We start from the raw sequence: 23,854 nt of genomic DNA on the forward strand, positions 1-23,854 counted from the left end.
CCACATGACCCGCAAACTGCAAGAAACGCCCACCCCGGCGCCGCTGTGGCGGCGCGTGGGCTGGCTGGTGCTGATCTGGGTGGCCAGCGTGGCCAGCCTGGGTGTGTTTGCCTGGCTGATGCGCCTGTTCATGAGCGCGGCCGGGCTCACGACGCACTGAAGGCTCGGGGTTATTTCCACAAGGCTGTTGATTCGACAAGCGATGGGGCTGCTCTGCAGCCCGCCATGGCTGGCCGGAGCGTGGGACCGACTGCCTCAACAGGTTTACACAGACCCTGATGTCAGGTCGCCCCGACCCCTGCCAACCTGGCTTGATGAACCGCAGCGCCGGGCTATTTCCGGGCTTTGAGAATCACGAACTTGGGCGTCGCCGCCACCTGCTCCACCCCTCGGAACAAGCGCGCCAGCTTGCTGTGGTAACCCAGGTGGCGGTTGCCCACGATGTACAGCGCGCCGCCCACCACCAGCGCCTCACGGGCCTGCTGGAACATGCGCCAGGCGAGCAGATCGCCGACCACCTGCTGCTGGTGGAACGGCGGGTTGCACAGCACCACCTCCAGCGACTGCTTGGCCTGCAAGGCCAGGCCGTCGCCGGCCTGGAAGTCGGCCGCCCGATTGCCCAACGCCACCTGCCAGTTTTCCTCGGCCGATTGCACGGCCATGTACGACTCATCGACCAGGGTGTAATGCGCCTCGGGGTTGCTCAGGGCGCTGGCGATGGCCAGCACGCCGTTGCCGCAGCCCAGGTCGGCCACCCGAGCACTGCCCAGGTTGCCGGGCAGGTGCGGGAGGAAGGCGCGGGTGCCGATGTCCAGGTCTTCGCGGCAGAACACGTTGGCGTGGTTGACCAGCGTCAGCGGCGGTTTTTCCAGCGCGTAGCGCGTGGGGTACGGCGAGGTGAAGGCTGGACGCTCGGCCGCCGTGGCGATCAGCAGGCGGGCCTTTTTGTGCGCAAGCGAAGCCTGCACCGGGCCGATGTACTTCTCCAACAGATCGCCGGCAGCGCGCGGCAGGTGCTTGATCATGGCCCCTGCGATGACCTGGGCACCGGGCGCGAGCTGGCCATGCAGGCGGATCAGTTGCTCCTCCAGCAGCGCCAGGGTCTTGGGCACGCGCAGCAGCACGCGGTCGAAGGGGCCTTGGCAGAACTGGCTGGCCGGGACGAACGTCACGCTGTCGGCGGCTTTTCCATTGCGCGCCAGGTTCTTCGTCAGCGCCAACTGCGCCAGGTACGAATCCGAGCTGCTGACCACCTGCACGTGGCCGCTCAGGCTGGCGGCCAGCGCGCCGAAGCTGTCGTTGAGCACCAGTACCCGGCACGGCCCAGTAGGCGTCTGCTCGGCGAGGTGTTGCAGCAGGTAGTGGTCGGCGGCGTCAAAGGCCTGCAACGGGTCATTGGCCTGGTCGGGTTGGCGAATCAGGTCGAGGTCGGCGTAGGGGGTGGTCAGCAAAGGCATCGGTCAGGCTCTGAGGCGAATCGTCGGGTCGCCGGCGCGACCCTTGTAAGTGAGCGAATTCTACAGAGCTTTGCCAAGGAAGGGCGCACCGGCTTCAGATGATGCCTTGCCGGGCCGCGATGGCGATGGCGCCGGCCTTGTTCGAGGCGTTGGTCTTGCTGATGACGCTGCGGATATGGAAATTCACCGTGCTCTGTGACAACGACAGGATGCAGGCGATGTCGGCTGCGGTCTTGCCGGCGGCAGACCAGCGCAGCACTTCCAGCTCCCGCTCGCTCAGCTGCGAGACGGGCGACTCGGCCTCGAGCTGGGCCTTGTGATGCTCACCGAGCACGGCGTGCAAGGTGTTGCACAGCCAGAGCACTTCGGCGCCTTTCTCATAGAACTCGGCCAGGCTGATCTTGCCCGATGGGCGGGAGACGCTGAGGTGGCTTTCATGGCCGCGAAGGCCATGCACCGCCTGGGTCCAGCCATGGCGCAGGCCATGCCGACAGGCGGCCTGACGAAACTCGGAAGCGGCGCTGAAATGCGCCTCGTCCCAGAGCACGGGGAGGGTGGTGTGGTGGCACATCGACTTGATCGGGTCGACCCCGCTCAGTTCCTCACGTTGGTATTGCTCGTTCCACTCGCGCGGATAGTTGTTGTAGAACACCACATTCGCGCCTCGGGCCACGCTGTGCACATGCAGGCGCAAACCCAGGTGGGTCATCCCCAAGACCTGGGCCAGTTCGATGGCCCGTTCGAAAACGGCAGGTGGGTCTCGCTTTTCCAGCAAATCCTGAAGCTGATCAGGCGTCCAATGCGGCATCACGCTTCCCCGAAGGTTTGCTGGTGAATTGAATGCACGCTTGCCAGTGTAGGAAAACTGCCGTGATGAGGTCGGTTCTTTTCGCTATAAACCACTTTCGATTTAGTCATTTCGACTCTTCCAGCCAATACGCCTGGCAACCGCGTGGTTTTTATCGCGCGAGCTTTGCGCCAAACTGGCGCACCTGTTTCGTGGAGCCGCTCATGACCGCCAGCACCGACAAGTTCACCAGCCAGACCCTGCTGGACGTCCAGCCGTTGACCCCGAACCTGTTCAGCTTGCGGGTGACCCGCGACCCAGGCTTTCGCTTTCGCTCCGGCCAGTTCGCCCGCCTGGGGGTGACCAAGGCCGACGGTAGCGTGGCGTGGCGCGCCTATTCGATGGTCAGTGCGCCGCACGATGAGTACCTGGATTTCTTTTCCATCGTGGTACCGGGTGGGGAATTCACCAGCGAACTGAGCCGCCTGGGCAAAGGCGATGAGTTGCTCATCGACCGCCAGGCGTTCGGTTTCCTGACCCTGGATCGCTTCGTCGGCGGGCGCGACCTGTGGCTGCTGGCGACAGGGACCGGCATCGCGCCGTTCATGTCGATCCTGCAGGACTTCGAAGCCTGGGAGCGTTTTGACTCGATCAAGCTGGTGTATTCGGTGCGCGAAGCCAAGGAACTGGCTTATGTCGAGGACATCGCCGGGTTGCAGCAGCGCGATTACCTGCAGGACTATGCGGGCAAGCTGCAGTTCATCCCGGTGGTCACCCGCGAAACGTACCCCGGCGCGCTGAACGCACGAATCACCACACTGATCGAGACCGGCGAGCTGGAGCGTACAGCAGGATTGGCGTTCTCTCCCGAGCACTCGCGCATCATGCTGTGCGGCAATCCGCAGATGATCGACGACACCCGTCAGGCCTTGAAGGCGCGGGATCTGCAACTGAGCTTGAGCCGTCGGCCGGGGCAGGTGGCTGTGGAGAACTACTGGTAACGGCGGTAAAGCGGTTGTGGAAACGGGGCCGCCTTGGGCGGCCCCGTTGCGTTGCGTCAGAGCAGCTTGTTCTGGTTCTGGGTTTTCAGCAGGTCGCGGATTTCCGTCAGCAGGGTTTCCTGTGGCGTCGGCGCCGGCGGCACGCTGGGTGCCACGGCCTCTTCGCGCTTGAGGCGGTTGATCGCCTTCACGCCCATGAAGATGGCAAAGGCCACGATGATGAAGTCGATCACGGTCTGGATGAACTTGCCGTAGGCCAGGACCACCGCCGGCACATCGCCTTGGGCGGCCTTGAGGGTGATGGCCAGGTCGCTGAAGTCCACGCCGCCGATCAGCAGGCCCAGTGGTGGCATGATCACATCGCCCACGAAGGACGAAACGATCTTGCCGAACGCCGCACCAATGATGATCCCGACCGCCATGTCGACGACGTTGCCCTTGACCGCAAAGGCCTTGAATTCCTTGATCACGCTCATGGTGTGTTTCCTTGTAACAAATTGAGAATGTGCTCGCAGTGTAAGCCAGCGTCGGTTTTCATGCGTTGCGCATGCTGCAAATGACTGTCATGGCCACCAATAGTTTTAGTCGATGTGCGCCTGCGGCAGAGGCGCCGGCCTCGGTTATCATGGTGACTTTTTCCAGGAGACCGACCCCATGGCCAAGGCCAAGCGCTTGTATGGCTGCACCGAGTGCGGCGCCACCTTCCCCAAGTGGGCAGGCCAGTGCGGCGAGTGCGGCGCCTGGAACACCCTGGTGGAGACCCAGATCGAAAGCGGCGGCGCTGCAGCGCCCAGCGGGCGTGCCGGCTGGACCGGACAGCAGGCGCAGCTCAAGACCCTGGCTGAAGTCAGCATCGAGGAAATCCCCCGCTTCACCACCAGCAGCAGCGAGCTGGATCGCGTGCTTGGCGGCGGCCTGGTGGACGGCTCGGTGGTGCTGATCGGTGGTGACCCGGGTATCGGCAAGTCGACCATCCTGTTGCAGACCCTGTGCCACATGGCCGTCAACCTGCCCGCGCTGTATGTCACCGGCGAGGAGTCCCAGCAGCAGGTGGCCATGCGCTCACGGCGGCTGGGCTTGCCGCAGGACAAGCTCAAGATCATGACCGAGACCTGCATCGAAACCATCATCGCCACCGCCCGTTCGGAAAAGCCGCGAGTGATGGTCATCGACTCGATCCAGACCATTTTCACCGAGCAGCTGCAATCGGCACCTGGCGGCGTGTCCCAAGTGCGTGAAAGCACGGCGTTGCTGGTGCGCTACGCCAAGCAGAGCGGCACGGCGATCTTCCTCGTGGGCCACGTCACCAAGGAGGGCTCACTGGCCGGGCCGCGGGTGTTGGAGCACATGGTCGACACCGTGCTGTATTTCGAGGGTGAATCCGATGGCCGCCTGCGCCTGCTGCGGGCGGTGAAGAACCGCTTTGGCGCGATCAACGAGCTGGGCGTGTTCGGCATGACCGACCGCGGTTTGAAAGAGGTGTCCAACCCCTCGGCGATCTTCCTCAACCGCGCCCAGGAAGCGGTACCCGGCAGCGTGGTCATGGCCACCTGGGAAGGCACTCGGCCGATGCTGGTGGAAGTGCAGGCCCTGGTGGACGACAGCCATTTGTCCAACCCGCGCCGGGTCACCCTGGGCCTGGACCCGAACCGCCTGGCCATGCTGCTGGCCGTGCTGCACCGTCATGGCGGGATCCCGACCCATGATCAGGACGTGTTCCTCAACGTGGTGGGTGGGGTCAAGGTGCTGGAAACCGCCTCTGACCTGGCCTTGCTCGCAGCCGTGATGTCGAGCCTGCGCAACCGTCCGTTGGCCCATGGGCTGCTGGTGTTTGGCGAGGTGGGGTTGTCGGGCGAGGTGCGCCCGGTGCCCAGTGGTCAGGAGCGCCTCAAGGAAGCGGCCAAGCATGGCTTCAAGCGCGCCATCGTGCCCCAGGCCAATGCGCCTAAGGATGCCCCGGCAGGTTTGCAGGTGATTGCAGTGACGCGCCTGGAGCAGGCGCTGGATGCGTTGTTCGAGGAGTGAGCGCGACCTTGAAAAAAAGAGCACCGACGATGCGCGTCGGTGCCCCTGCACCTTCACGGTCAATCAATGCTCGGCCATGGCCTGACGCCGCCGTTTGGACGGCTCGTGGTCGTCCTCCTGCAACGGCACCTCATGCCCTTGGGCATCGTAAAGGTGCCCATCCTTGAAGTAGTCGCCATCACGCAGCGCCGAAATATCGGCGTAGTGAATGGTCCGCTCATAGCCCGCAGCAAACACGGAAGGGTGCTCGGGGTTGCCGGTCTTGAAGTGGTTGAACAGCAGGTTCAGCCCAATCGCCATGATCGCCGCCGAGCTGATCCCGGAGTGGAAAATGGTTTCGAACCAGCTGGGGAAGTGGTGATAGAAGGTCGGCGCGGCGATGGGGATCATGCCGAAGCCTAGCGAGGCGGCAACGATGATCAGGTTGACGTTGTGCTGGTAGCTGACCTTCGACAACGTGCGGATGCCGCTGGCCGCCACCGTGCCGAACAGTACGATGCCGGCGCCGCCCAGTACCGGGGTCGGCACGGCGGCGATCACACGGCCCATGACCGGCAGCAGGCCAAGCACCACCAGGATGACCCCGCCGGTGGCCACCACGTAGCGGCTTTTCACCCCGGTCACCGCCACCAGCCCGACGTTCTGGGCGAACGCGCTCTGCGTGAACGAGCCGAAGATGGGCGCCAGGATGCTCGACACCATGTCGGCCCGCAGGCCATTGCCCAGGCGCTTGGAGTCGACCTTGGTGCCGATGATGTCGCCTACGGCAAGGATGTCGGCCGAGGTTTCGACGAGTGTGACCATGATCACGATGCACATCGACAGGATGGCTGCGACGTGAAAGGTGGGCATGCCGAAGTGCAAGGGCGTCGGCATCGCCAGCAGCGGGCCCTGGCTGACCTGGCTGAAGTCAGCCATGCCCAGCGCCCAGGCAATCAGTGTGCCGATCACCATGGCCAGCAGGATCGACAGCCGCGACAGCGTGCCGCTGCCGATCTTGCTCAGCAGCAACACGATCGCGAAGGTCAGTGCGGCCAGACCGATGTTGGCGACGCTGCCAAAATCGGCGGCGGCGCTGTTGCCACCCATCACCCAACGCGCGGCAACCGGCATCAGGGTCAGGCCGATGGTGGTGATGACAATGCCGGTCACCAGTGGCGGAAAGAACTGGGTAATGCGCGAAAACACCGGGGTGATCAGCAAACCGATCAGCGACGCCGCCATCACCGCACCCAGCACCGCTGGCATGCCACCGCCGCCCTGCGTACCCAGGATCGCGCCCATGGTCGCCACGCCGGCGAACGAGACCCCTTGCACCAACGGCAACTGACAGCCGAAAAAGGGCAGGCCAAGGGTCTGCAGCAGGGTCGCCAGGCCGCCTGCGAACAGCGAGGCGGCGATCAACAGGCCGATGTCCGCTGGCGCCATGCCGGCAGCTTGGCCAAGGATCAACGGCACCGCGACGATGCCGCCGTACATGGTCAGCACGTGCTGTAGGCCGTAGGCCAGATTGGCGCCCAGGCCGAGGTTTTCATCCTCGGGCCGGGCGGATGAGGAGGTGCTAGGGGACATGGTCATGGAGCAGGCTCTCTCGAATTATTGTTGTGTGGCACTACCGGTATGAATCGTACCTAAGGAGTCATATCGATTGTATACAATAATTTTGATGTGAGCCGTTTAACCCGTGTTTAAGCCCCATTTGAGTGTGGATCGGCGCCTTGTAAAGCGCCTGTATAGCCGGTTCTAGAGCGGTGTATACAGTAATTCAGGAATTCTCAATAAACCTGTCTAATCAGACAGAAAACGTGCTTTGAATTTTTCCTTAGCGCGCAAATAGATCTTAAATATCGATCAATTCCCGCAGTTCGCGCTGCATTTCTGTCTCGTCCGCCAGATTCAATTGCATCAGGCGGTGCAGGTGGCTCAGCGATTCGAGGTCGGTGGTGGTCCAGCTGAAACCCAGGCGGTTGTCCTCTTCATGGCGCAGCTCCACGTGCAGACGCACCTGTGTGTGCGGATCCAGGTGCACGGTGGCTTCCAGCGGTTGCGCAAGATCGGCATCCCAGGACATGGGCCGCTCTACCAGCAATCCTTTGAGCGACAGGTCAAGCAGCGTAGCCGGCCAGGACCCTTGCCCTTGATGCAGTTCGGTCTTGGCATCGAACGGGATGCGTTGAAAGCGTCGGCGCGTGGGTGAACCGCTCATGATGAAATCCTCGGTAATACATCGGATGGAAGAGGCACACAGTGGCAGGTCGAAACCGGCCGATCGGGCTGCAGAGGCTCTAGACCAAAGCAGATGTGGCAATGCGCAAGCACTCGCCCTAGACTCGGTGAGCGGCGTTATTCCAATAATCCAGCTGGAAGTAAAACCATGAACAACAATAATAGCCTGCTCCGCCACGTCCCGTGGTTGGCACTGGCAGTGTTAGGAGCCTGTGCGCTGGGTGTGGTTGCCTTGCGTCGGGGCGAAGCAGTCAATGCCTTGTGGATCGTGGTCGCTGCGGTGGCCTTGTACCTGGTTGCCTACCGTTACTACAGCCTGTTCATCGCCACCAAGGTGATGCAGCTCGACCCGCGTCGCGCGACCCCCGCGGTGCTCAACAACGATGGTCTGGACTACGTGCCGACCAACAAGCACATCCTCTTCGGCCATCATTTTGCCGCCATTGCCGGCGCAGGGCCCCTGGTCGGTCCGGTACTGGCCGCGCAGATGGGGTACCTGCCCGGTACGCTCTGGCTGATCGCCGGCGTGGTGCTGGCCGGTGCGGTGCAGGACTTCATGGTGCTGTTCCTCTCGACCCGCCGTAACGGCCGCTCGCTGGGCGACATGGTCCGCGAGGAGATGGGCCGCATCCCCGGCACCATTGCGCTGTTCGGTTGCTTCCTGATCATGATCATCATCCTTGCGGTGCTGGCGCTGATCGTGGTCAAGGCCCTGGCCGAGAGCCCGTGGGGCATGTTCACGGTGATGGCGACCATCCCGATCGCGATGTTCATGGGCATCTACATGCGCTACATCCGCCCGGGCCGCATTGGCGAAATCTCGCTCATCGGCGTGGTGCTGTTGCTGCTGTCGATCTGGGTCGGTGGCCTGGTGGCGGCCGATCCGGTCTGGGGCCCGGCGTTCACCTTCACCGGCGTGCAGATCACCTGGATGCTGGTGGGCTACGGCTTCGTCGCTGCCGTACTGCCGGTCTGGCTGGTGCTGGCGCCACGCGATTACCTCTCCACCTTCCTCAAGATCGGCACCATTCTGGCCTTGGCCATCGGCATCCTGATCCTTGCGCCTGAGCTGAAAATGCCCGCGCTGACCCAGTTCACCGACGGTACCGGCCCGGTTTGGAAGGGCGCGCTGTTCCCCTTCCTGTTCATCACCATTGCTTGCGGCGCGGTGTCGGGCTTCCATGCGCTGATCTCCTCGGGCACCACGCCCAAGTTGCTGGATAACGAAGTCAACGCACGTTACATCGGCTACGGCGGCATGCTGATGGAATCGTTCGTGGCCATCATGGCCATGGTCGCTGCCTCGGTCATCGAACCCGGTGTGTACTTCGCCATGAACAGCCCGGCGGCGATCGTGGGCAGCGATGTGGTCTCGGTCGCGCAAACGGTCAGCAGCTGGGGCTTTCTGATCACCCCGGAGCAGCTCGAAGCCGTCGCTCGCGACATCGGCGAACACACCGTACTGGCACGTGCCGGCGGTGCGCCAACGCTGGCCGTCGGTATCGCGCAGATCCTGCACCAGGTGCTGCCAGGCGAAAACACCATGGCGTTCTGGTACCACTTCGCGATCCTGTTCGAAGCACTGTTCATCCTCACGGCAGTGGATGCTGGCACCCGTGCCGGGCGCTTCATGCTGCAAGACCTGCTCGGCAGCTTCGTACCCGCGCTCAAACGCACCGAGTCGTGGGTCGCCAACATGATCGCCACCGCAGGTTGCGTGGCGCTCTGGGGTTACCTGCTGTACCAGGGCGTGATCGACCCGCTGGGCGGCATCAACACCTTGTGGCCGCTGTTCGGCATATCCAACCAGATGCTGGCCGGTATTGCGCTGATGCTCGGTACCGTGGTGCTGGTGAAGATGAAGCGTCAGCAGTACGTGTGGGTCACGCTGCTGCCGGCGATCTGGCTGCTGATCTGCACCACCACCGCAAGCTTCATCAAACTGTTCGATGCCAACCCCGCGGTGGGCTTCCTGGCCTTGGCGAACAAGTACAGCGCCGCGCTCGAAGCCGGTCAGGTGCTGGCGCCGGCCAAGGACATCGGCCAGATGCAGCACGTGGTCTACAACGCCTACACCAACGCCGGCCTGACCGTGCTGTTCCTGGTCGTGGTGTTCAGCATCCTCTTCTTTGCCCTCAAGGTCGGTTATCGCGCCTGGAATCGCAAAGAGCGGACCGACAAGGAAACCCCGTTCCAGGCCTTGCCTGAAGCGTAACCAGAGAGGGCTGCGGCCATGTTCAACGACCTGGGACGCCTGGGTAAGTACCTGGGTCAGGCTGCCCGCCTGATGGTGGGCATGCCGGACTACGACAATTACGTCGAGCACATGCAACGCACCCACCCGGATCAGCCGGTGATGAGCTACGAGGCGTTCTTCCGCGAACGTCAGGAGGCTCGTTATGGTGGCAAGGCCGGGCCCAAATGCTGCTGAACCCGGCGTGCCGGTAAACATACAGCGCTGTCGAGCTGAACCGCGCCGTTGAAAGCGATAACGCATGAACCTGTGGGAGCCCGGACAACCGCGCTCCCACTTTCATTTCTGCTTCAAGGAGACCTTCTGCGTGCAACCGCCCATTCCCGTAACCGTGCTCACCGGCTTTCTCGGTGCCGGTAAAACGACCTTGCTCAAGCACATGCTCAAAGCCGAACACGGCCTGAAGATTGCCGTGATCGAGAACGAGTTCAGCGACGCCGGCATCGACAGCCAGCTGCTGGGCGAGGAGCCGGTTCAGGTCATGACCCTGGCCAATGGCTGCGTGTGCTGCACCATCCACACCGACCTGACCAAAGCCCTGTACCTGCTGCTCGAGCGTCTGGATGCCGGCGAGATCGCCTTTGATCGCCTGGTGATCGAGTGCACCGGCCTGGCGGACCCGGCGCCTGTGGCGCAAACCTTCTTCATCGACGAAGAACTGCGCGAGCGCTACATCCTCGATGGCATCATCACCCTGGTCGACGCTGTGCATGCCGACGTGCACCTGACCCAAAGCATCGCCCAGGCTCAGGTGGGCTTTGCCGACCGCCTGCTGCTGAGCAAGACCGACCTGGCCGACACCGCCACGGTCGACGCGCTGCGCGAGCGCCTGGCGCGGATCAATGGTCGAGCGGCCATTCGCGTGGTCGAGCAAGGGCGCATCGATCTGGCCGAGCTGCTCGATGTGCGGGGCTTCAACCTCAACTCGGACCTGGGCGCGAACCTGCGCCCCACGCTGCGTCCGGTGCTCAAGCCGGCGATTCCCGACCGTATCTCCACGCTGGTGCTGCGCAGCGACGTGGCGCTGGACATCGACCGGCTCAGCGACTTCATGAACGAGCTGCTGGAAACCCATGGCAAGCAACTGCTGCGCTACAAGGGCGTGTTGAACATCGCTGGCGACGACCGCCGTCTGGTGTTCCAAGGCGTGCTCAAGCTCTACGGTTTCGACTGGGACAGCGAATGGCCTGCCGAGCAGGCGCGGGAAAGTGTGATGGTGTTCATCGGTGATGACCTGCCGCAGGTCAAGATCCAGGCAGGCTTTGCGGCGCTTGGCCAACGCCTAGCCCAGTGAAGCCACAGGCATGAAAAAACCGATGCCGGTCGCCCGACATCGGTTTTTCAGGGGCTGACGGTCAGGCCGTCAGCGGTGCCTGGCTCAGTTGCCGTAGACCGGCAGCCGCTTGCAGATGGCCTTGACCTTCTCACGCACGGCATCGATCACCGCGTCGTTGTTCAGGTCGGCCAGGATGTCGCAGATCCAGCCGGCCAGCTCGCGGCACTCGGTTTCCTTGAAGCCACGGGTGGTCACGGCCGGGGTGCCGAAACGCAGGCCCGAGGTGACGAACGGGGAGCGTGGATCGTTCGGGACCGAGTTCTTGTTCACGGTGATGAACGCCTTGCCCAGCGCCGCGTCGGCGTCTTTGCCGGAAATGTCCTGCTTGATCAGCGAGAGCAGGAACAGGTGGTTCTCGGTACCGCCAGAAACCACGTCGAAGCCGCGCTCGATGAACACGCCGGCCATGGCCTGGGCGTTCTTCACCACTTGCTGCTGGTAGGTCTTGAACTCAGGCTGCAGCGCTTCCTTGAAGCAGATCGCCTTGGCCGCGATGACGTGCTCCAGCGGGCCGCCCTGGGCGCCTGGGAACACGGCCGAGTTGAGCTTCTTCTCGATGTCAGCGTTGGCACGGGCCAGGATCAGGCCGCCACGTGGACCGCGCAGGGTCTTGTGGGTGGTGGTGGTGACCACGTCGGCGAATGGCACCGGGTTCGGGTACACGCCTGCGGCAACCAGGCCAGCGACGTGGGCCATGTCGACGAACAGGTAGGCACCGACCTTGTCGGCGATGGCGCGAAAGCGCGGGAAGTCCAGAATCTGCGAGTAGGCCGAGAAACCGGCAACGATCATCTTCGGCTTGTGCTCGACGGCCAGGCGCTCGACTTCGTCGTAGTCGATCAGGCCATTACCGTCGATGCCGTATTGCACCGCGTTGTACAGTTTGCCCGAGGAGCTGACGCTGGCGCCGTGAGTGAGGTGGCCGCCGTGGGCCAGGCTCATGCCCAGGATGGTGTCACCGGCCGACAGCAGGGCCAGGTAGACCGCAGCGTTGGCCTGGGAGCCGGCATGCGGCTGGACGTTGGCGTAGTCGGCGCCGAACAGTTCCTTGGCACGGTCGATGGCCAGTTGCTCGACCACGTCGACGTACTCGCAGCCGCCGTAGTAACGCTTGCCTGGATACCCTTCGGCGTACTTGTTGGTCAGCACCGAACCTTGGGCTTGCATGACGGCGGGGCTGGTGTAGTTCTCCGAAGCGATCAGCTCGATGTGCTCTTCCTGGCGCAGCGCTTCCTGCTGCATGGCATCGAAGAGCTCTGCATCGTACTTGGCAATGGTCAAATCACGGCTGAACATGGCGGTCCTCAAGGATCGGGCTTAAAGGGGCCAGCATTCTACCTCATGGGGGGGAGAGAAGCTGCAAGTGGCGAGTGGCAAATCGGATCTGCAACAGCAAAGGCGGTTGAGCCGACGGGCCGGGTGCAGCGCTTTCACCCCAGCATGAACAGCGCTTCGTTGCTGAACTGCGCTTCAAACTGATGCGCCGGCATGGGTCGACCGAACAGATAGCCTTGTACCTCATCACAATCATGCTCGCGAAGGAATTCGAGCTGCTCGTGGGTTTCGACGCCTTCGGCGATCACCGCCAGGTTCAGGCTGTGGGCCATGGCGATGATGGCGCGGGCAATCTGCGCGTCTTGCTCACCGGTCGGCAGGCCATCGACGAAGGTGCGGTCGATCTTCAGCACATCGATGGGGAACTGCTTGAGGTAGTTGAGCGAGGAGTAGCCGGTACCGAAATCATCGACGGCAATGCTCAAGCCCAGTTGCTTGAGGCTGTCGAGAATCTGCAAGGCCTCGTTGACCTCGCGCATCAGGATGCTCTCGGTCAGTTCCAGTTCCAGGCAAGCCGGCGGCAGCCCGCTTTCGTTGAGGATGGTGGCGATGCGCGTGCCCAGTTGGCCGTCCGAGAACTGCCGCGCCGACAGATTCACCGACACCTTCGGCACCCGCACACGCGCCTTGCGCCAGGCCACCATTTGCCGGCTGGCTTCGCGCAGCACCCAGTCGCCGACGTCCACCACCAACCCCAGCTCTTCGAGCACCGGAATGAACTCGCCCGGCGGGATCAGCCCACGCCGCGGGTGGCGCCAGCGCAGCAGCGCTTCGGCGCCGGTCAGGCGCTTGCCATCGCCGCTGAACTGCGGTTGGTAATAGAGGATGAACTCGTTCTGCTCCAGCGCATGGCGTAGATCGCTTTCCAGCTCCAGGCGCTCCAGCGCGCTGGCGTTCATGTCGGCCTGGTAGAACTGGAAGTTGTTCTTGCCGCGTTCCTTGGCGTGGTACATGGCCGTGTCGGCGTTTTTCATCAACTGGCTGAGCTCGCTGCCATCCTGCGGGCTCAGGGCGATGCCGATGCTGGCGGTGACGAAGAACTCGCGGTTCTCCAGCACGAACGGTCGCACCAGGCTGGCGAGAATGTTCTCGGCCACATGGATGGCGCGGTTCAGCGAGGCTTCGCGGCTGGGCTTGGGTTGCAGCAGCAAGGTGAATTCGTCGCCGCCCATGCGCGCCACGGTGTCGTCGTCGTGCACACAGGCCAGCAGGCGTTCGGCCATGTCCTTGAGCATGCGATCGCCCGCGGCATGGCCGAGCGAATCGTTGATGGGCTTGAACCGGTCGAGGTCGAGGAACATCAGCACCACCCACGAGGTGTTGCGCTGCGCCTGCTGCAATGCGGTGTAGAGCCGGTCCTGGAACAGGGTACGGTTGGGCAGGTGGGTCAGGGCGTCGTAGTAGGCCAGCCGATGAATGCGCTGTTCGCTGGCCTTGCGCTCGCTGATGTCGGTGAAAAAGCACACGTAGCTGGCCAGGTCGCCTTCATCATCGAACACCGCTGTGATGCCGACCCAGGCCGGGTAATGTTCGCCACTGCGACGCTTGAGCCACACCTCACCCTCCCAACTGCCGCGCTGATGCAGTTGTTTGAGCACATAGCGCAGGTGGGCGTCCTGCTGGTTGTCGACCACCAGCAGGCTCGGTAACTGGTCCAGCACATCGCTGACGGCATAGCCGCTGACCCGGCTGAAGGCCTCGTTGGCCTGCACGATATAACCGGCGGGGTCGGTGATCAGGATGGCCGAGGTGGAGTGCTCGAACACCGTGGCGGCCATGCGCAGGTCTTTCTCGGCGCGGCGCTGTTGGCTGATGTCACGGCCCACACCGAGAATGCCTTCGAAGCCGCCGTGCTCGTCCCAGACCAGCACCACGCGCAGTTCGATGGGGATCTTGCGGCCATCGGCGCGCAGGCAGTCGAACAGAAACAACTGGGTGGGCAGCTCGCTACGCAGCCGATCCATCTGTGCGGGGTTGCCCAGGGCGTGGGTGACCTGTTCGAGCAGGCGCAGCACGCCGGTGAGTTGGGCGGGGTTGGCAATGGTCGATTGCCAGCCGTTGGCGAAGACCCACTCCACTTCATACCCCAGCACCACCTTCACCGACGGGCTGAGGTAATTGAGCTGCAATTGGCTGTCGGTGGAAAAGATCACGTCGCTGATGCTTTCGGCGAGCATGCGGTAGCGCTGTTCGCTGTCACGCAGCGACTCGCTGGCCTCGATCTGCACCGTGACGTCCTTGCCCACGCCGATGATGCGCGTCACCTGTCCGTCGCTGTCGTGGGTCAGGACCTGCTCGCGGATGTCGTAGCAGCGCCACGAGCCGTCCTGGTGGCGGAAGCGGGTCTGGTAATGGAGCGGTTGGTCCTTACCCGCCTCGCGACGGTGCCAACGCTGCGCGCGATACTGCTCGGCATCACTGGGGTGCATCAGCAGCTCCCAGAAACGGTCGCCCAGCTGGGTCAGTTCCGCGCGGGAGTAACCCAGGGTCTGGCCAAGGTGGCGGTTGCTGAAGATCATCCGCTGGCTCTGTACGTCCTGCACGTACAGCTGGTCAGGCACGGTACGGACCACATCCGACCAGAAGCTTTCGCGTTCGAGCACTGACAGCTCGACCTGTTTGCGGCCGGTGATGTCACTGATGCTGAGAATCACCGCCTGGTAATCGCGCGGCTCCGGCAGCCGGACCATCAGCCACAAATGCAGGTCGGTGGCACCTGGGGTGGGCAGGCGCACTTCCAGCTCAAGCTGCGAGCGCTGCTCAAGGACCGCATCGATCAGTTGCATGCCGACGCTGTCGCGGCCATCGCCGGCGCTTTCGATCAGGCGCTGCCAGGCGCGCGCATTGCAGTCGACGCCGAGCAGTTGCCGGGCGACCTGGTTGGTTTCGGTGATCTTCAGCTCTTGCAGCAATGAACGGCGCAGGTTCGGGTCCAGTGCCAGGCTGTGCTTGAGCGCGGCGCGGTTGCCCACGTGATGGCGCTGAAGCTGGCCGGGCAGGCTGGACAGGTCGAGTACACACAGCGCCACGCCAGTGCCTTCGAAGATGTCGTGGTAGCGCCGGCGGTCTTCCTGCAACGCGCGCTGGCGGCGGCGCAGGTTGAGCAAGGCCAAGGCGGGCAAGCATGCGCACAGCAGCACCAGCAGGCATTTGCCGATCAGCGCCGGAAGCAACTGGTTACGCGCCTGCTGGGCATCGAAAAAACCCTGCAACTGCCAGGTGCTGTGGCCGAGAAAGCCGAGCATCACACTCTCCAGCGCGCTGTCGGCGGGCAGCCCAGCATGGCCTGCCAGGACGTGCGCGCTGCGGCTGTTCTGCAGTAGCCACAGCGGGTGGCCAGCGCTTTGCAGGCGCTGGCTGAGGGTCTGGAGGTAGTCCGCCGAGAGGCGCACGAGCCAATAGCCGCTGGGCCTTTCAGGCGCGCCAGCGCCCTGCTGCAGTATCAGGTAGAGGGTCTGGCCGTCGGCGCTGTTGCTCCAGAAAAATGCCTGGCCCAGGCCGAGTCTGATGGCGGCGTTCAGCGCGTCGCTGGCACCTGTTGCGGGCAGGCTGTCGAGTCGTGTCTGGCCCGCCGCATCCAGCCAGGCCACGTTCTGCAGGGCCGGCAATTGCCGACGCCAGTTGTCGAGCAGCGCGGGCAGGTCGCTGGCCGCAGGGGGCTGGACATGGGGTTGCAGCAGAGTGATCGCCTGCTGGGCCTTGAGCGCCATGTTCAGCTCGAGGTGTTCGGCCAGCACTGCGGTGGCGCTCAGGCTTTGTTCGCGTTGCTCGCTCAGGGTCGCGCGAAACTGTGCGAGCAATTGCCAGATGAGCAAGCCCAGCAGCACCAGTACGATCAGCGCCAGGACGCCCTTGAGCGAGCCGCCAATGGCCTTGGCAGGTACGGAAGCGCTCGGTGCTGTGGGTGGGAGGTTGGTAGTCAAGCGCTCATCCTGCGAAAGGGCTGGCAATGGCAGGGAAAGGAAAGCCGTTGGACGGGCTGCCGGGGTACTCGTGGGGCCGCCGCACTATAGTCCGCGCCAGAGGTGGCGCCTAGGCTCTGCATGAAAAGCCTTGATACTTGTCATGCCGCGTTGGAAAGCGCCTTGGGACATGGGTGCAGAAATTGACGCGGGCGCCATTATGGCAAAGTGCTACTGATCTGTCCTGCCGTCCTGTCGGGTCGGCATGTGCAGCAGGGTGTGCGAGAATGCCGGCCGTTTCAATGCACGTGCTTTTCGGAGAAACCCGGTTTGGTTACCCACTATTCCACCAACGGCCTTGAGGCCGCCTGCGGGCGCACCGCGCAAACCCTGGTCAGCAGCGGCGTCAGCGATGAGGTGTCCTGCAAGTCATGCCAGCGCACGCTGCTCAAACCCGCGCCGGTCAGCGTTGCCAAGTCGCCGTCGCTGGCCGAGCTGCGCAAGCAGGCCAAGGCCGCTGCGGCACCGGCTGGCACAGTGGGTGTGCCCGCAGTGCGCGCCTCGGCACCGGCGCGCGCGCCGCTCGTCGATGCTGGCGTACCCACCGCCGCGCCTGTCGAACGTGCCGCAGGCTTCAGCGTCAAGGCTTCATGGGCGGCCAAGCTGGCCGCCGAGGGCGCCGGCAATCGCGCGCCGCGCGGCACGTTGCGCACGACCCGCGCCTGAGCCGACCCACGGCAATGCGCCACGCGCTGCGCTCGTCTGTGCAATGTCACAACTTGACGTAGAATGGCGCACTTTGTTTCACGACATCTTTCTTACCGTGAGCCGGCCCCGTGTTGCGCTTGCGTCGATGTCCTTACCTATATAGAGAGGGCTTGGTTTTGGCTCAATACGTCTACACCATGCATCGGCTGAGCAAGGTCGTGCCGCCGAAGCGCGAAATCCTGAAGAACATCTCGCTGTCGTTCTTCCCGGGCGCCAAGATTGGCGTGCTGGGCCTCAACGGCGCCGGTAAATCGACCCTGCTGCGGATCATGGCAGGCGTCGATAAGGAATTTGACGGCGAAGCCCGTCCGATGCCAGACATCAACGTCGGCTACCTGCCCCAGGAGCCGCAGCTCGATCCGAGCAAGACCGTGCGTGAAGTGGTCGAAGAAGCGGTCAGCGTGATCAAGGACGCCCAGGCCCGCCTGGACGAGGTCTACGCCGCCTACGCCGACCCGGATGCCGATTTCGACAAGCTGGCCGCTGAACAGGCCAAGCTCGAAGCCATCCTGCAAGCGGCCGACGGCCACAACCTCGAACGCCAGCTGGATGTCGCCGCCGACGCTCTGCGTCTGCCGGCCTGGGAGGCGAAAATCGAGCACCTGTCCGGCGGTGAAAAGCGTCGTGTGGCGCTGTGCCGCCTGCTGCTGTCGGCACCCGACATGCTGCTGCTCGACGAGCCGACCAACCACCTGGATGCCGATTCGGTGGCCTGGCTCGAGCGCTTCTTGCACGACTTCCCCGGCACCGTGGTGGCGATTACCCACGACCGTTACTTCCTCGACAACGTCGCCGGTTGGATTCTCGAACTCGACCGTGGCGCCGGTATTCCATACGAAGGCAACTACTCCGGCTGGCTGGAGGCGAAATCCGACCGCCTGGCGCAGGAATCCAAGCAGCAGAGCGCCCATGAAAAGGCCATGAAGGAAGAGCTGGAGTGGGTGCGCAAAGGCGCCAAGGCTCGCCAGTCGAAATCCAAGGCCCGTCTGCAACGCTTCGAAGAGCTGCAATCGCAGGAATTCCAGAAGCGCAGCGAGACCAACGAGATCTACATCCCGGCCGGCCCGCGCCTGGGCGACAAGGTCATCGAGTTCAAGAACGTGTCCAAGGGTTATGGCGATCGCGTACTGATCGACAACCTGTCGTTCGCCATGCCCAAAGGCGCCATCGTCGGCGTGATCGGCGGTAACGGTGCGGGTAAATCGACCCTGTTCCGCATGCTGATGGGCAAGGAACAGCCTGATTCGGGCAGCATCGAGATCGGCGACACCGTGCAACTGGCCTGTGTCGACCAGAGCCGCGAAGACCTCGACGGCAGCAAGACGGTGTTCCAGCAGGTGTCCGACGGCTCCGACCAGATCCGCATCGGCAGCTACGAGATCCCTTCGCGCACCTATGTGGGCCGCTTCAACTTCAAGGGTGGCGACCAGCAGAAGTTCGTCAAAGACCTCTCCGGTGGTGAGCGTGGCCGTTTGCACTTGGCCCTGACCCTGAAGGAGGGCGGTAACGTCTTGCTGCTCGACGAACCGTCCAACGACCTCGACGTCGAAACCCTGCGCTCCCTGGAGGAAGCCCTGCTGGACTTCCCAGGCGCCGCCATCGTGATTTCTCACGATCGCTGGTTCCTGGACCGCGTGGCAACGCACATCCTGGCGTACGAAGACGATTCCAACGTGGTCTTCTTCGAAGGCAACTACACCGAGTACGAAGCCGACCGTAAAAAACGCCTTGGTGATGCGGCGGCGCAACCGCACCGCGTCCGTCACAAGAAACTGGCGCAGTAACCCGCGTCACGCTGCACTGAAATGGGGCTCCAAGGAGCCCCATTTTTGTGCCTGGCAGAAAGGTTTGCAGGCGTCTGCAACGGGGAGTTATCCGTTCAGGTGGTTAATATCTTGTATACATTTATATAAAAGCACCATTAATTTTCATAAAAACGACATTTCGCACTGTTGTTGTGCGAGGGCTTCTTGCTAGAGTCGGGAAAAAACCTACAAGTCCAATCCCCTTTGGTGAGATGTCTAGCATGATCGAATCCGTTGACACCTTCCTGGCCCGCCTGCAACAGCGCGACCCTGGCCAGCCCGAATTCCATCAAGCGGTCGAAGAGGTGCTGCGCAGCCTCTGGCCCTTCCTCGAAGCCAATCCCCACTACCTGCAATCGGGCATTCTCGAACGCCTGTGCGAGCCAGAGCGGGCAGTGATGTTCCGTGTTTCGTGGGTCGATGACCAAGGCAGGGTGCAGGTCAATCGTGGCTTGCGCATCCAGATGAGCAGCGCCATCGGCCCCTATAAGGGCGGCCTGCGCTTCCACCCGTCGGTGAACCTCAGCGTGCTCAAGTTCCTCGCCTTCGAGCAGGTGCTGAAAAACTCGCTGACCTCCTTGCCGATGGGCGGCGGCAAAGGTGGTTCGGACTTCGATCCAAAGGGTAAGAGCGACGCCGAGGTGATGCGTTTCTGCCAGGCGTTCATGAGCGAGCTGTACCGCCACATCGGCGCCGATGTGGACGTGCCTGCCGGTGACATCGGCGTCGGTGGCCGTGAGATCGGCTTCATGTTCGGTCAGTACAAGCGCCTGGCCAACCAGTTCACCTCGGTGCTGACCGGCAAGGGCATGAACTACGGCGGCAGTCTGATTCGCCCGGAAGCCACCGGCTATGGCTGTGTGTATTTCGCCGAAGAAATGCTCAAGCGCAAGCACCTGCGCATCGACGGGCACCGGGTGGCGATTTCCGGCTCCGGCAACGTTGCCCAGTACGCCGCGCGCAAGGTCATGGACCTGGGCGGCAAGGTGATTTCGCTGTCCGATTCCGAAGGTACGCTGTACTGCGAAAGCGGTCTGGACGATGCTCAGTGGAACGCCGTGATGGAACTGAAGAACGTCAAGCGTGGGCGCCTCAGTGCGTTGGCTGCCGAGCTGGGCCTGGAGTTCCGCAAAGGCCAGTCGCCCTGGTCGCTGCCGTGTGACATCGCGTTGCCTTGTGCCACTCAGAACGAACTGAACGCCGACGACGCGCGCTTGCTGCTCGCCAACGGCTGCATCTGTGTGGCCGAAGGCGCGAACATGCCGACCACGCTGGATGCGGTCGACCTGTTCATCGAAGCGGGCACGCTGTTCGCGCCGGGCAAGGCGTCCAACGCCGGCGGCGTGGCCGTGTCGGGCCTGGAGATGTCGCAGAACGCCATGCGCCTGCTGTGGACCGCCGGGGAAGTGGACAGCAAGCTGCACGGGATCATGCAGTCGATCCACCATGCGTGCGTGCACTATGGCGAAGAGGCCGACGGCACGGTGAACTATGTGAAGGGCGCCAACATTGCCGGGTTCGTGAAGGTGGCCGATGCGATGTTGGCGCAAGGGGTGGTGTAAAGCGCAGTACAGGCTGAGCCGGCGTCCCGGGCAGCCGCGATGGTCTGCGCAGCCGATCCAACATTGCGATCACCCCGCAGCCTGGAGTGCGCAGTGCTGCCACCGTAATCCGTCGTTATTGCGCGGTGCTTGAACCGGGCCGGCTGCGCCGGCCATGGCGGCAATCCGGAGCGGCCGCGCCTACTCCGACCGTGCTCGCCCGAACACTCACGCTGGCGGGCACACCGCAGCCCCTGCAGGAGCGGCTACTGCCGCGATGGGCGGCGCAGCCGACCCAAGGCTGCCACCGCAATCCGCCGTCATTGCGCGATGCTGGAACCGGATCGGCTACGCAAAGTCGCCAACATTGGCGCAGCGCACGTTCCACGGGGGTTACCCGTTGATGGTAATCACCTCGATCACCAGGTCCCCCGCCGGTCGCCGCCACGTCACCTCATCTCCAGGCCCTGCGCCCAGCAGCGCCTGCCCCAGCGGTGAACCCCAGTTGATCAGGCCCTGCGCCGCATCGGCTTCGTCTTCACCGACCAATTGCACCTGCTGGTGCTGATCGTGCTCATCGGCGAAGGTTACATGGCTGCCGATCTGCACCTTTTCTGTGGACGTGGCGGCGGGTACCGGCTGCGCGCTCAGCACGCGCGCGTTGAAATAACGCAGGTCACTTTCGTTGTCAGCCAGCCGCTGTTTGTCGGCGCGATCACCCTGGGCTTGCAGCTCGCGCCGTTCGGCATTCAGGGCTTCCACGCGTGCCTGCAGTTGCGTCAGGCCGTTGGCGGTCACGTAATTGGGTTGATCGCTGATGCGCCGCTCCACAGGCTGGCTGGCCTGGGCTGCAGCGTTATCTTCATTGACGAATGCTCGGCTCATGCTTGGCCCTCCTTTGTCATGGGACATTCAGTGGGGAGGGGTCGTTTCAGCCGTCTTGGCTCGGCGCTCAGTTGTGCCGGAGGGCGCGAGCGGTATCGCGGGCGTTTTCCTGGTGCCACGCGCGGTCGCGCTCGCGCCAGTAACCGTCCTGGTAGTCACGCGATTCTTGGCTGGCCTGGGTGCTCTGGCATTGCCGAAAGCCATCGTCCCAGCCGGTTTCGTACTGACGCTCGGCAAGGTAGCGTGGCACGTTCTTGCGAAAATCCCCGACCCTCACATCGGCTGCTTCGCGGCCGCTGCTGCAGCCGTCCTGATAGCCATCGGCGTAGGCGGGCGGGTAGCCGGCTGCGCGCATCTGCTCATTGACTGATTGACAACCGCCCACTAGCAGCGCAATCCATAATCCGATGCTGTATCGCAACATATCCACACCCTCCACCCGATAAGCAGAGTCTAGGCGCTGATGTGTGCTGGCGATGTTAAAACAATGTCGCCATACCGTAGAGCACAGACCTGTTGGATGGCGCCGTCCTGCGCGCCGAGGCCGAATGGGGCTCAATTGGCCGGATTGCCACCTCGCTTGCCGCCCGACCTGAGCCGATCCAGCCCTCTTCTGCAGCCGTTCATACCCGATCGAATCAGTAGTGGTACCACTTCATTTCCAGCATCACCTCGTTCTGCGCCGAGGCCAAGTGGCTGAACTCGCGCTTGGCGCTCAGGCGCAGACCGAGGTTGCGCGACAGCTCCCACTGCTGATTCAGGCTCAGGCTGCGGCGCACTTCGCCATTGGTGAAGAAATCGCCCTTGGCTTCCAGGCTCAGGTTACCCAGGCCGTTGCGCCACAGCACGCCGCTGTTGAAACCGGCCGCTGGCGAGATGAACTCGGAAAAGTCGTTGTGATGCTCGACCCGCACCGTGCCCAAGGTAAAGCCCAGCAGGTCTTCGCCGAGCTGCCAGGTGCCGCCGGCGCCGCCGTTGACATGGCTGACCAGCACTTCATCGCCATGCTTGCCCGGCACCCGCTCAAGGCCACCGGCCACTTGCCACGACAGGGGCTTGAGCAGGGTACTGCGCGGGGTCAGCGAGCGGATGGTGGCGAGGTCAAGCTGCTGTACCTGCCACTCGTTGCCTTCGTACTGGCGCAGTTTGAGCTGCAGAATCTCGATCTGCGCGCCCAGCGGGAAGCCGTAGGCGTTGTCGTTGAGGTCGTGATAAGCCATGCGCAGGCCGTACTCGGCGTAAGCGCGGTCGTCGCGGCTGCCGACGCCCAGTTGCCAGGTGCGTGATTCGTGGCCTTCTTCAGGCAGGCCAGGTTTCTCGATTTCCAGCGGCGGCGGCGGATTGCCGTTGATCGCCCGCAGCAGTTCAAAACTGCGCGCGGCCCGCGCCGGGTCACGCTCCTGACCGTTGGCGCGGTAGCGCTCCAGGCGGTAGGCGGCGTCTTGCACCAGGGCCTGGCGCGCGCGGGGCAGGGCGGTGAAGGTCGGGCTCTGCAACTGCTGCGTGTCGGCGCTGACGGCCAGCACTTGCTGGGTTTCTTCGGCATCCAGCGGCTCGGCACGGGCCAGCAGCTCGCGCTCGCGGGAGGGGCGGTAGCGGGTGTCGGCCACCAGCCCGGCCTGTTTCACCGCCTTCACCGTGTCTGTGGGGATGGCGGTGAGCGGGAACTGTGAGGTCAGGTCAAGTGTGGGGCGTGCCACTTGCAGCAGTTCGAGCAGGCGGTAGGAGCAGTTCTCGTCGAAGAAAAAGTAGTCGAACTGCACATTCTTCAGTTCCCACACGTGCTCGACCATGCGCCCGGTTTCTTCCGGCGTCAGGTTCAGCTGGTATTCCCACAGGTCGCGGTTTTCCAGGCTACGGTATTCGGACAGCTTGGACTGGTAGGGCATCAGCGCGAACAGCCCCGGGTAGCCACCGGCCAGGCCTTTCCAGGCATAGAGGATGCTGTTGTCGCTGCCTTCGATGTAGGCACCGAAGTTGATCGCATAGCTGAGCAGCGAGGTTGCGTTGCTATGGGTGTCGGCCTGGTCGATGCGCAGCAAGGTATGGCCGAACATCGATGACGGGCTGTTCAGGTACGCGGCAGGGAAGATCAGCGCCGCACTGTGTGGCGCGACATCGTCGTACCAGGCGCGGTAATCGGTGCAGTCTGGCGTTGGCAGGTCGCGCAGCGACAGTTGCTCACTCAGCCAGCGGGTACGGGCCGGGAACACACATTGGGCATGCTGATTGCCCAGGCTCGCCGACGCATAGAGCGCATCCACGGTGGCGCTCAGTTCGCGCTCGGGGTGGTGCGCGCCGTCTTCGGCGAGAAAGAATTTGGGGTCGTCCACATAGCTGCGCCAACCGCCGAGCTTGCCGCTCTCATAGTGACCCAGCGCGACCCAGTAAGGCTGGGCGGCGAGCTGTTGGGCGCGGGCTTGATCGATGTGCGATGCGGCATGCAGCGGTGTACTGACGCTGAGCGCCAGCAGGGAGAGGCGTTTGAGCATGTCGGGCAACTAGGTCTGAATGATGCCGATAGAATGCACG

General features: G+C 63.3%; 19 protein-coding genes. 9 read left to right on the top strand and 10 right to left on the bottom strand.

The window, feature by feature from the left end:
* Nucleotides 1–4: 4 nt before the first annotated feature.
* On the top strand, nt 5–160 hold the full coding sequence (locus tag SJI00_RS18185; RefSeq protein ID WP_322463068.1) for a DUF2474 domain-containing protein: 156 nt from the start codon (nt 5–7) through the stop codon (nt 158–160).
* Nucleotides 161–332: 172 nt separating this feature from the next.
* Here the strand turns inward: SJI00_RS18185 and SJI00_RS18190 are convergent, their stop codons facing one another.
* Nucleotides 333–1,457 (bottom strand): methyltransferase, encoded by a 1,125-nt coding sequence (locus SJI00_RS18190; RefSeq protein WP_322463069.1) that lies wholly within the window; start codon nt 1,455–1,457, stop codon nt 333–335.
* Nucleotides 1,458–1,551: 94 nt separating this feature from the next.
* Nucleotides 1,552–2,265, bottom strand: a complete 714-nt coding sequence (locus tag SJI00_RS18195; RefSeq protein ID WP_322463070.1) for an autoinducer binding domain-containing protein — start codon at nt 2,263–2,265, stop codon at nt 1,552–1,554.
* A gap of 203 nt (nt 2,266–2,468) precedes the next feature.
* Between SJI00_RS18195 and SJI00_RS18200 the strand changes: the two genes are divergently transcribed.
* Nucleotides 2,469–3,245: a ferredoxin--NADP reductase gene (locus SJI00_RS18200; RefSeq protein WP_322463071.1), complete on the top strand. Its 777-nt coding sequence runs from the start codon at nt 2,469–2,471 to the stop codon at nt 3,243–3,245.
* Between the two features lie 56 nt (nt 3,246–3,301).
* Here SJI00_RS18200 and mscL read toward each other — a convergent pair whose 3' ends face one another.
* The gene (gene mscL, locus SJI00_RS18205; RefSeq protein WP_322463072.1) at nt 3,302–3,721 is read right to left on the bottom strand and encodes a large-conductance mechanosensitive channel protein MscL; all 420 of its coding nucleotides are present in this window, start codon (nt 3,719–3,721) and stop codon (nt 3,302–3,304) included.
* Nucleotides 3,722–3,899: 178 nt separating this feature from the next.
* On the opposite strand from mscL, the gene radA reads away from it, so the two are divergent.
* Nucleotides 3,900–5,270, top strand: coding sequence for a DNA repair protein RadA (radA, locus tag SJI00_RS18210; RefSeq protein WP_322463073.1), 1,371 nt, complete (start codon nt 3,900–3,902; stop codon nt 5,268–5,270).
* Between the two features lie 63 nt (nt 5,271–5,333).
* Here radA and SJI00_RS18215 read toward each other — a convergent pair whose 3' ends face one another.
* Together SJI00_RS18215 and SJI00_RS18220 are read right to left on the bottom strand one after the other, a co-directional pair.
* Entirely contained in the window at nt 5,334–6,848 is a 1,515-nt protein-coding gene (locus SJI00_RS18215) for a nucleobase:cation symporter-2 family protein (protein ID WP_322463074.1), read from the bottom strand.
* 262 nt (nt 6,849–7,110) lie between these two features.
* Nucleotides 7,111–7,476, bottom strand: a complete 366-nt coding sequence (locus SJI00_RS18220; protein WP_322463075.1) for a PilZ domain-containing protein — start codon at nt 7,474–7,476, stop codon at nt 7,111–7,113.
* A 168-nt stretch (nt 7,477–7,644) separates the two neighbouring features.
* Between SJI00_RS18220 and SJI00_RS18225 the strand changes: the two genes are divergently transcribed.
* The 3 genes from SJI00_RS18225 (at nt 7,645) to yjiA (ending at nt 11,044) form a co-directional block, all read left to right on the top strand.
* The gene (locus tag SJI00_RS18225; RefSeq protein ID WP_322463076.1) at nt 7,645–9,711 is read left to right on the top strand and encodes a carbon starvation CstA family protein; all 2,067 of its coding nucleotides are present in this window, start codon (nt 7,645–7,647) and stop codon (nt 9,709–9,711) included.
* Between the two features lie 18 nt (nt 9,712–9,729).
* On the top strand, nt 9,730–9,927 hold the full coding sequence (locus SJI00_RS18230; RefSeq protein ID WP_296265425.1) for a YbdD/YjiX family protein: 198 nt from the start codon (nt 9,730–9,732) through the stop codon (nt 9,925–9,927).
* A 130-nt stretch (nt 9,928–10,057) separates the two neighbouring features.
* Nucleotides 10,058–11,044: a GTPase gene (yjiA, locus tag SJI00_RS18235; protein ID WP_322463077.1), complete on the top strand. Its 987-nt coding sequence runs from the start codon at nt 10,058–10,060 to the stop codon at nt 11,042–11,044.
* Nucleotides 11,045–11,128: 84 nt separating this feature from the next.
* Here yjiA and glyA read toward each other — a convergent pair whose 3' ends face one another.
* Together glyA and SJI00_RS18245 are read right to left on the bottom strand one after the other, a co-directional pair.
* Entirely contained in the window at nt 11,129–12,382 is a 1,254-nt protein-coding gene (glyA, locus tag SJI00_RS18240; protein ID WP_322463078.1) for a serine hydroxymethyltransferase, read from the bottom strand.
* A 134-nt stretch (nt 12,383–12,516) separates the two neighbouring features.
* Nucleotides 12,517–16,344 (bottom strand): sensor domain-containing protein, encoded by a 3,828-nt coding sequence (locus SJI00_RS18245; protein ID WP_322463079.1) that lies wholly within the window; start codon nt 16,342–16,344, stop codon nt 12,517–12,519.
* A gap of 309 nt (nt 16,345–16,653) precedes the next feature.
* Between SJI00_RS18245 and SJI00_RS18250 the strand changes: the two genes are divergently transcribed.
* The 3 genes from SJI00_RS18250 to gdhA all read left to right on the top strand — a co-directional run bounded on the left by SJI00_RS18250 (nt 16,654) and on the right by gdhA (nt 20,458).
* A complete protein-coding gene (locus SJI00_RS18250; RefSeq protein WP_322463080.1) occupies nt 16,654–17,049 on the top strand; it encodes a hypothetical protein in 396 nt (131 codons plus the stop codon).
* Between the two features lie 158 nt (nt 17,050–17,207).
* Entirely contained in the window at nt 17,208–18,875 is a 1,668-nt protein-coding gene (gene ettA / locus SJI00_RS18255) for an energy-dependent translational throttle protein EttA (protein WP_322463193.1), read from the top strand.
* A 242-nt stretch (nt 18,876–19,117) separates the two neighbouring features.
* Nucleotides 19,118–20,458, top strand: coding sequence for an NADP-specific glutamate dehydrogenase (gene gdhA, locus SJI00_RS18260; protein WP_322463081.1), 1,341 nt, complete (start codon nt 19,118–19,120; stop codon nt 20,456–20,458).
* Between the two features lie 372 nt (nt 20,459–20,830).
* Here gdhA and SJI00_RS18265 read toward each other — a convergent pair whose 3' ends face one another.
* The 3 genes from SJI00_RS18265 to SJI00_RS18275 all read right to left on the bottom strand — a co-directional run bounded on the left by SJI00_RS18265 (nt 20,831) and on the right by SJI00_RS18275 (nt 23,814).
* Nucleotides 20,831–21,322, bottom strand: coding sequence for a GreA/GreB family elongation factor (locus SJI00_RS18265; RefSeq protein ID WP_322463082.1), 492 nt, complete (start codon nt 21,320–21,322; stop codon nt 20,831–20,833).
* A gap of 67 nt (nt 21,323–21,389) precedes the next feature.
* The gene (locus SJI00_RS18270) at nt 21,390–21,746 is read right to left on the bottom strand and encodes a hypothetical protein (RefSeq protein ID WP_322463083.1); all 357 of its coding nucleotides are present in this window, start codon (nt 21,744–21,746) and stop codon (nt 21,390–21,392) included.
* A 214-nt stretch (nt 21,747–21,960) separates the two neighbouring features.
* Nucleotides 21,961–23,814 carry an Lnb N-terminal periplasmic domain-containing protein gene (locus SJI00_RS18275; protein WP_322463084.1) on the bottom strand — a complete coding sequence of 618 codons (1,854 nt, stop codon included), beginning with the start codon at nt 23,812–23,814 and terminating at the stop codon, nt 21,961–21,963.
* Nucleotides 23,815–23,854 lie beyond the last annotated feature (40 nt).

Origin of the sequence: Pseudomonas gebzensis, from assembly GCF_034427815.1 — a bacterium.
Lineage (GTDB): Bacteria > Pseudomonadota > Gammaproteobacteria > Pseudomonadales > Pseudomonadaceae > Aquipseudomonas.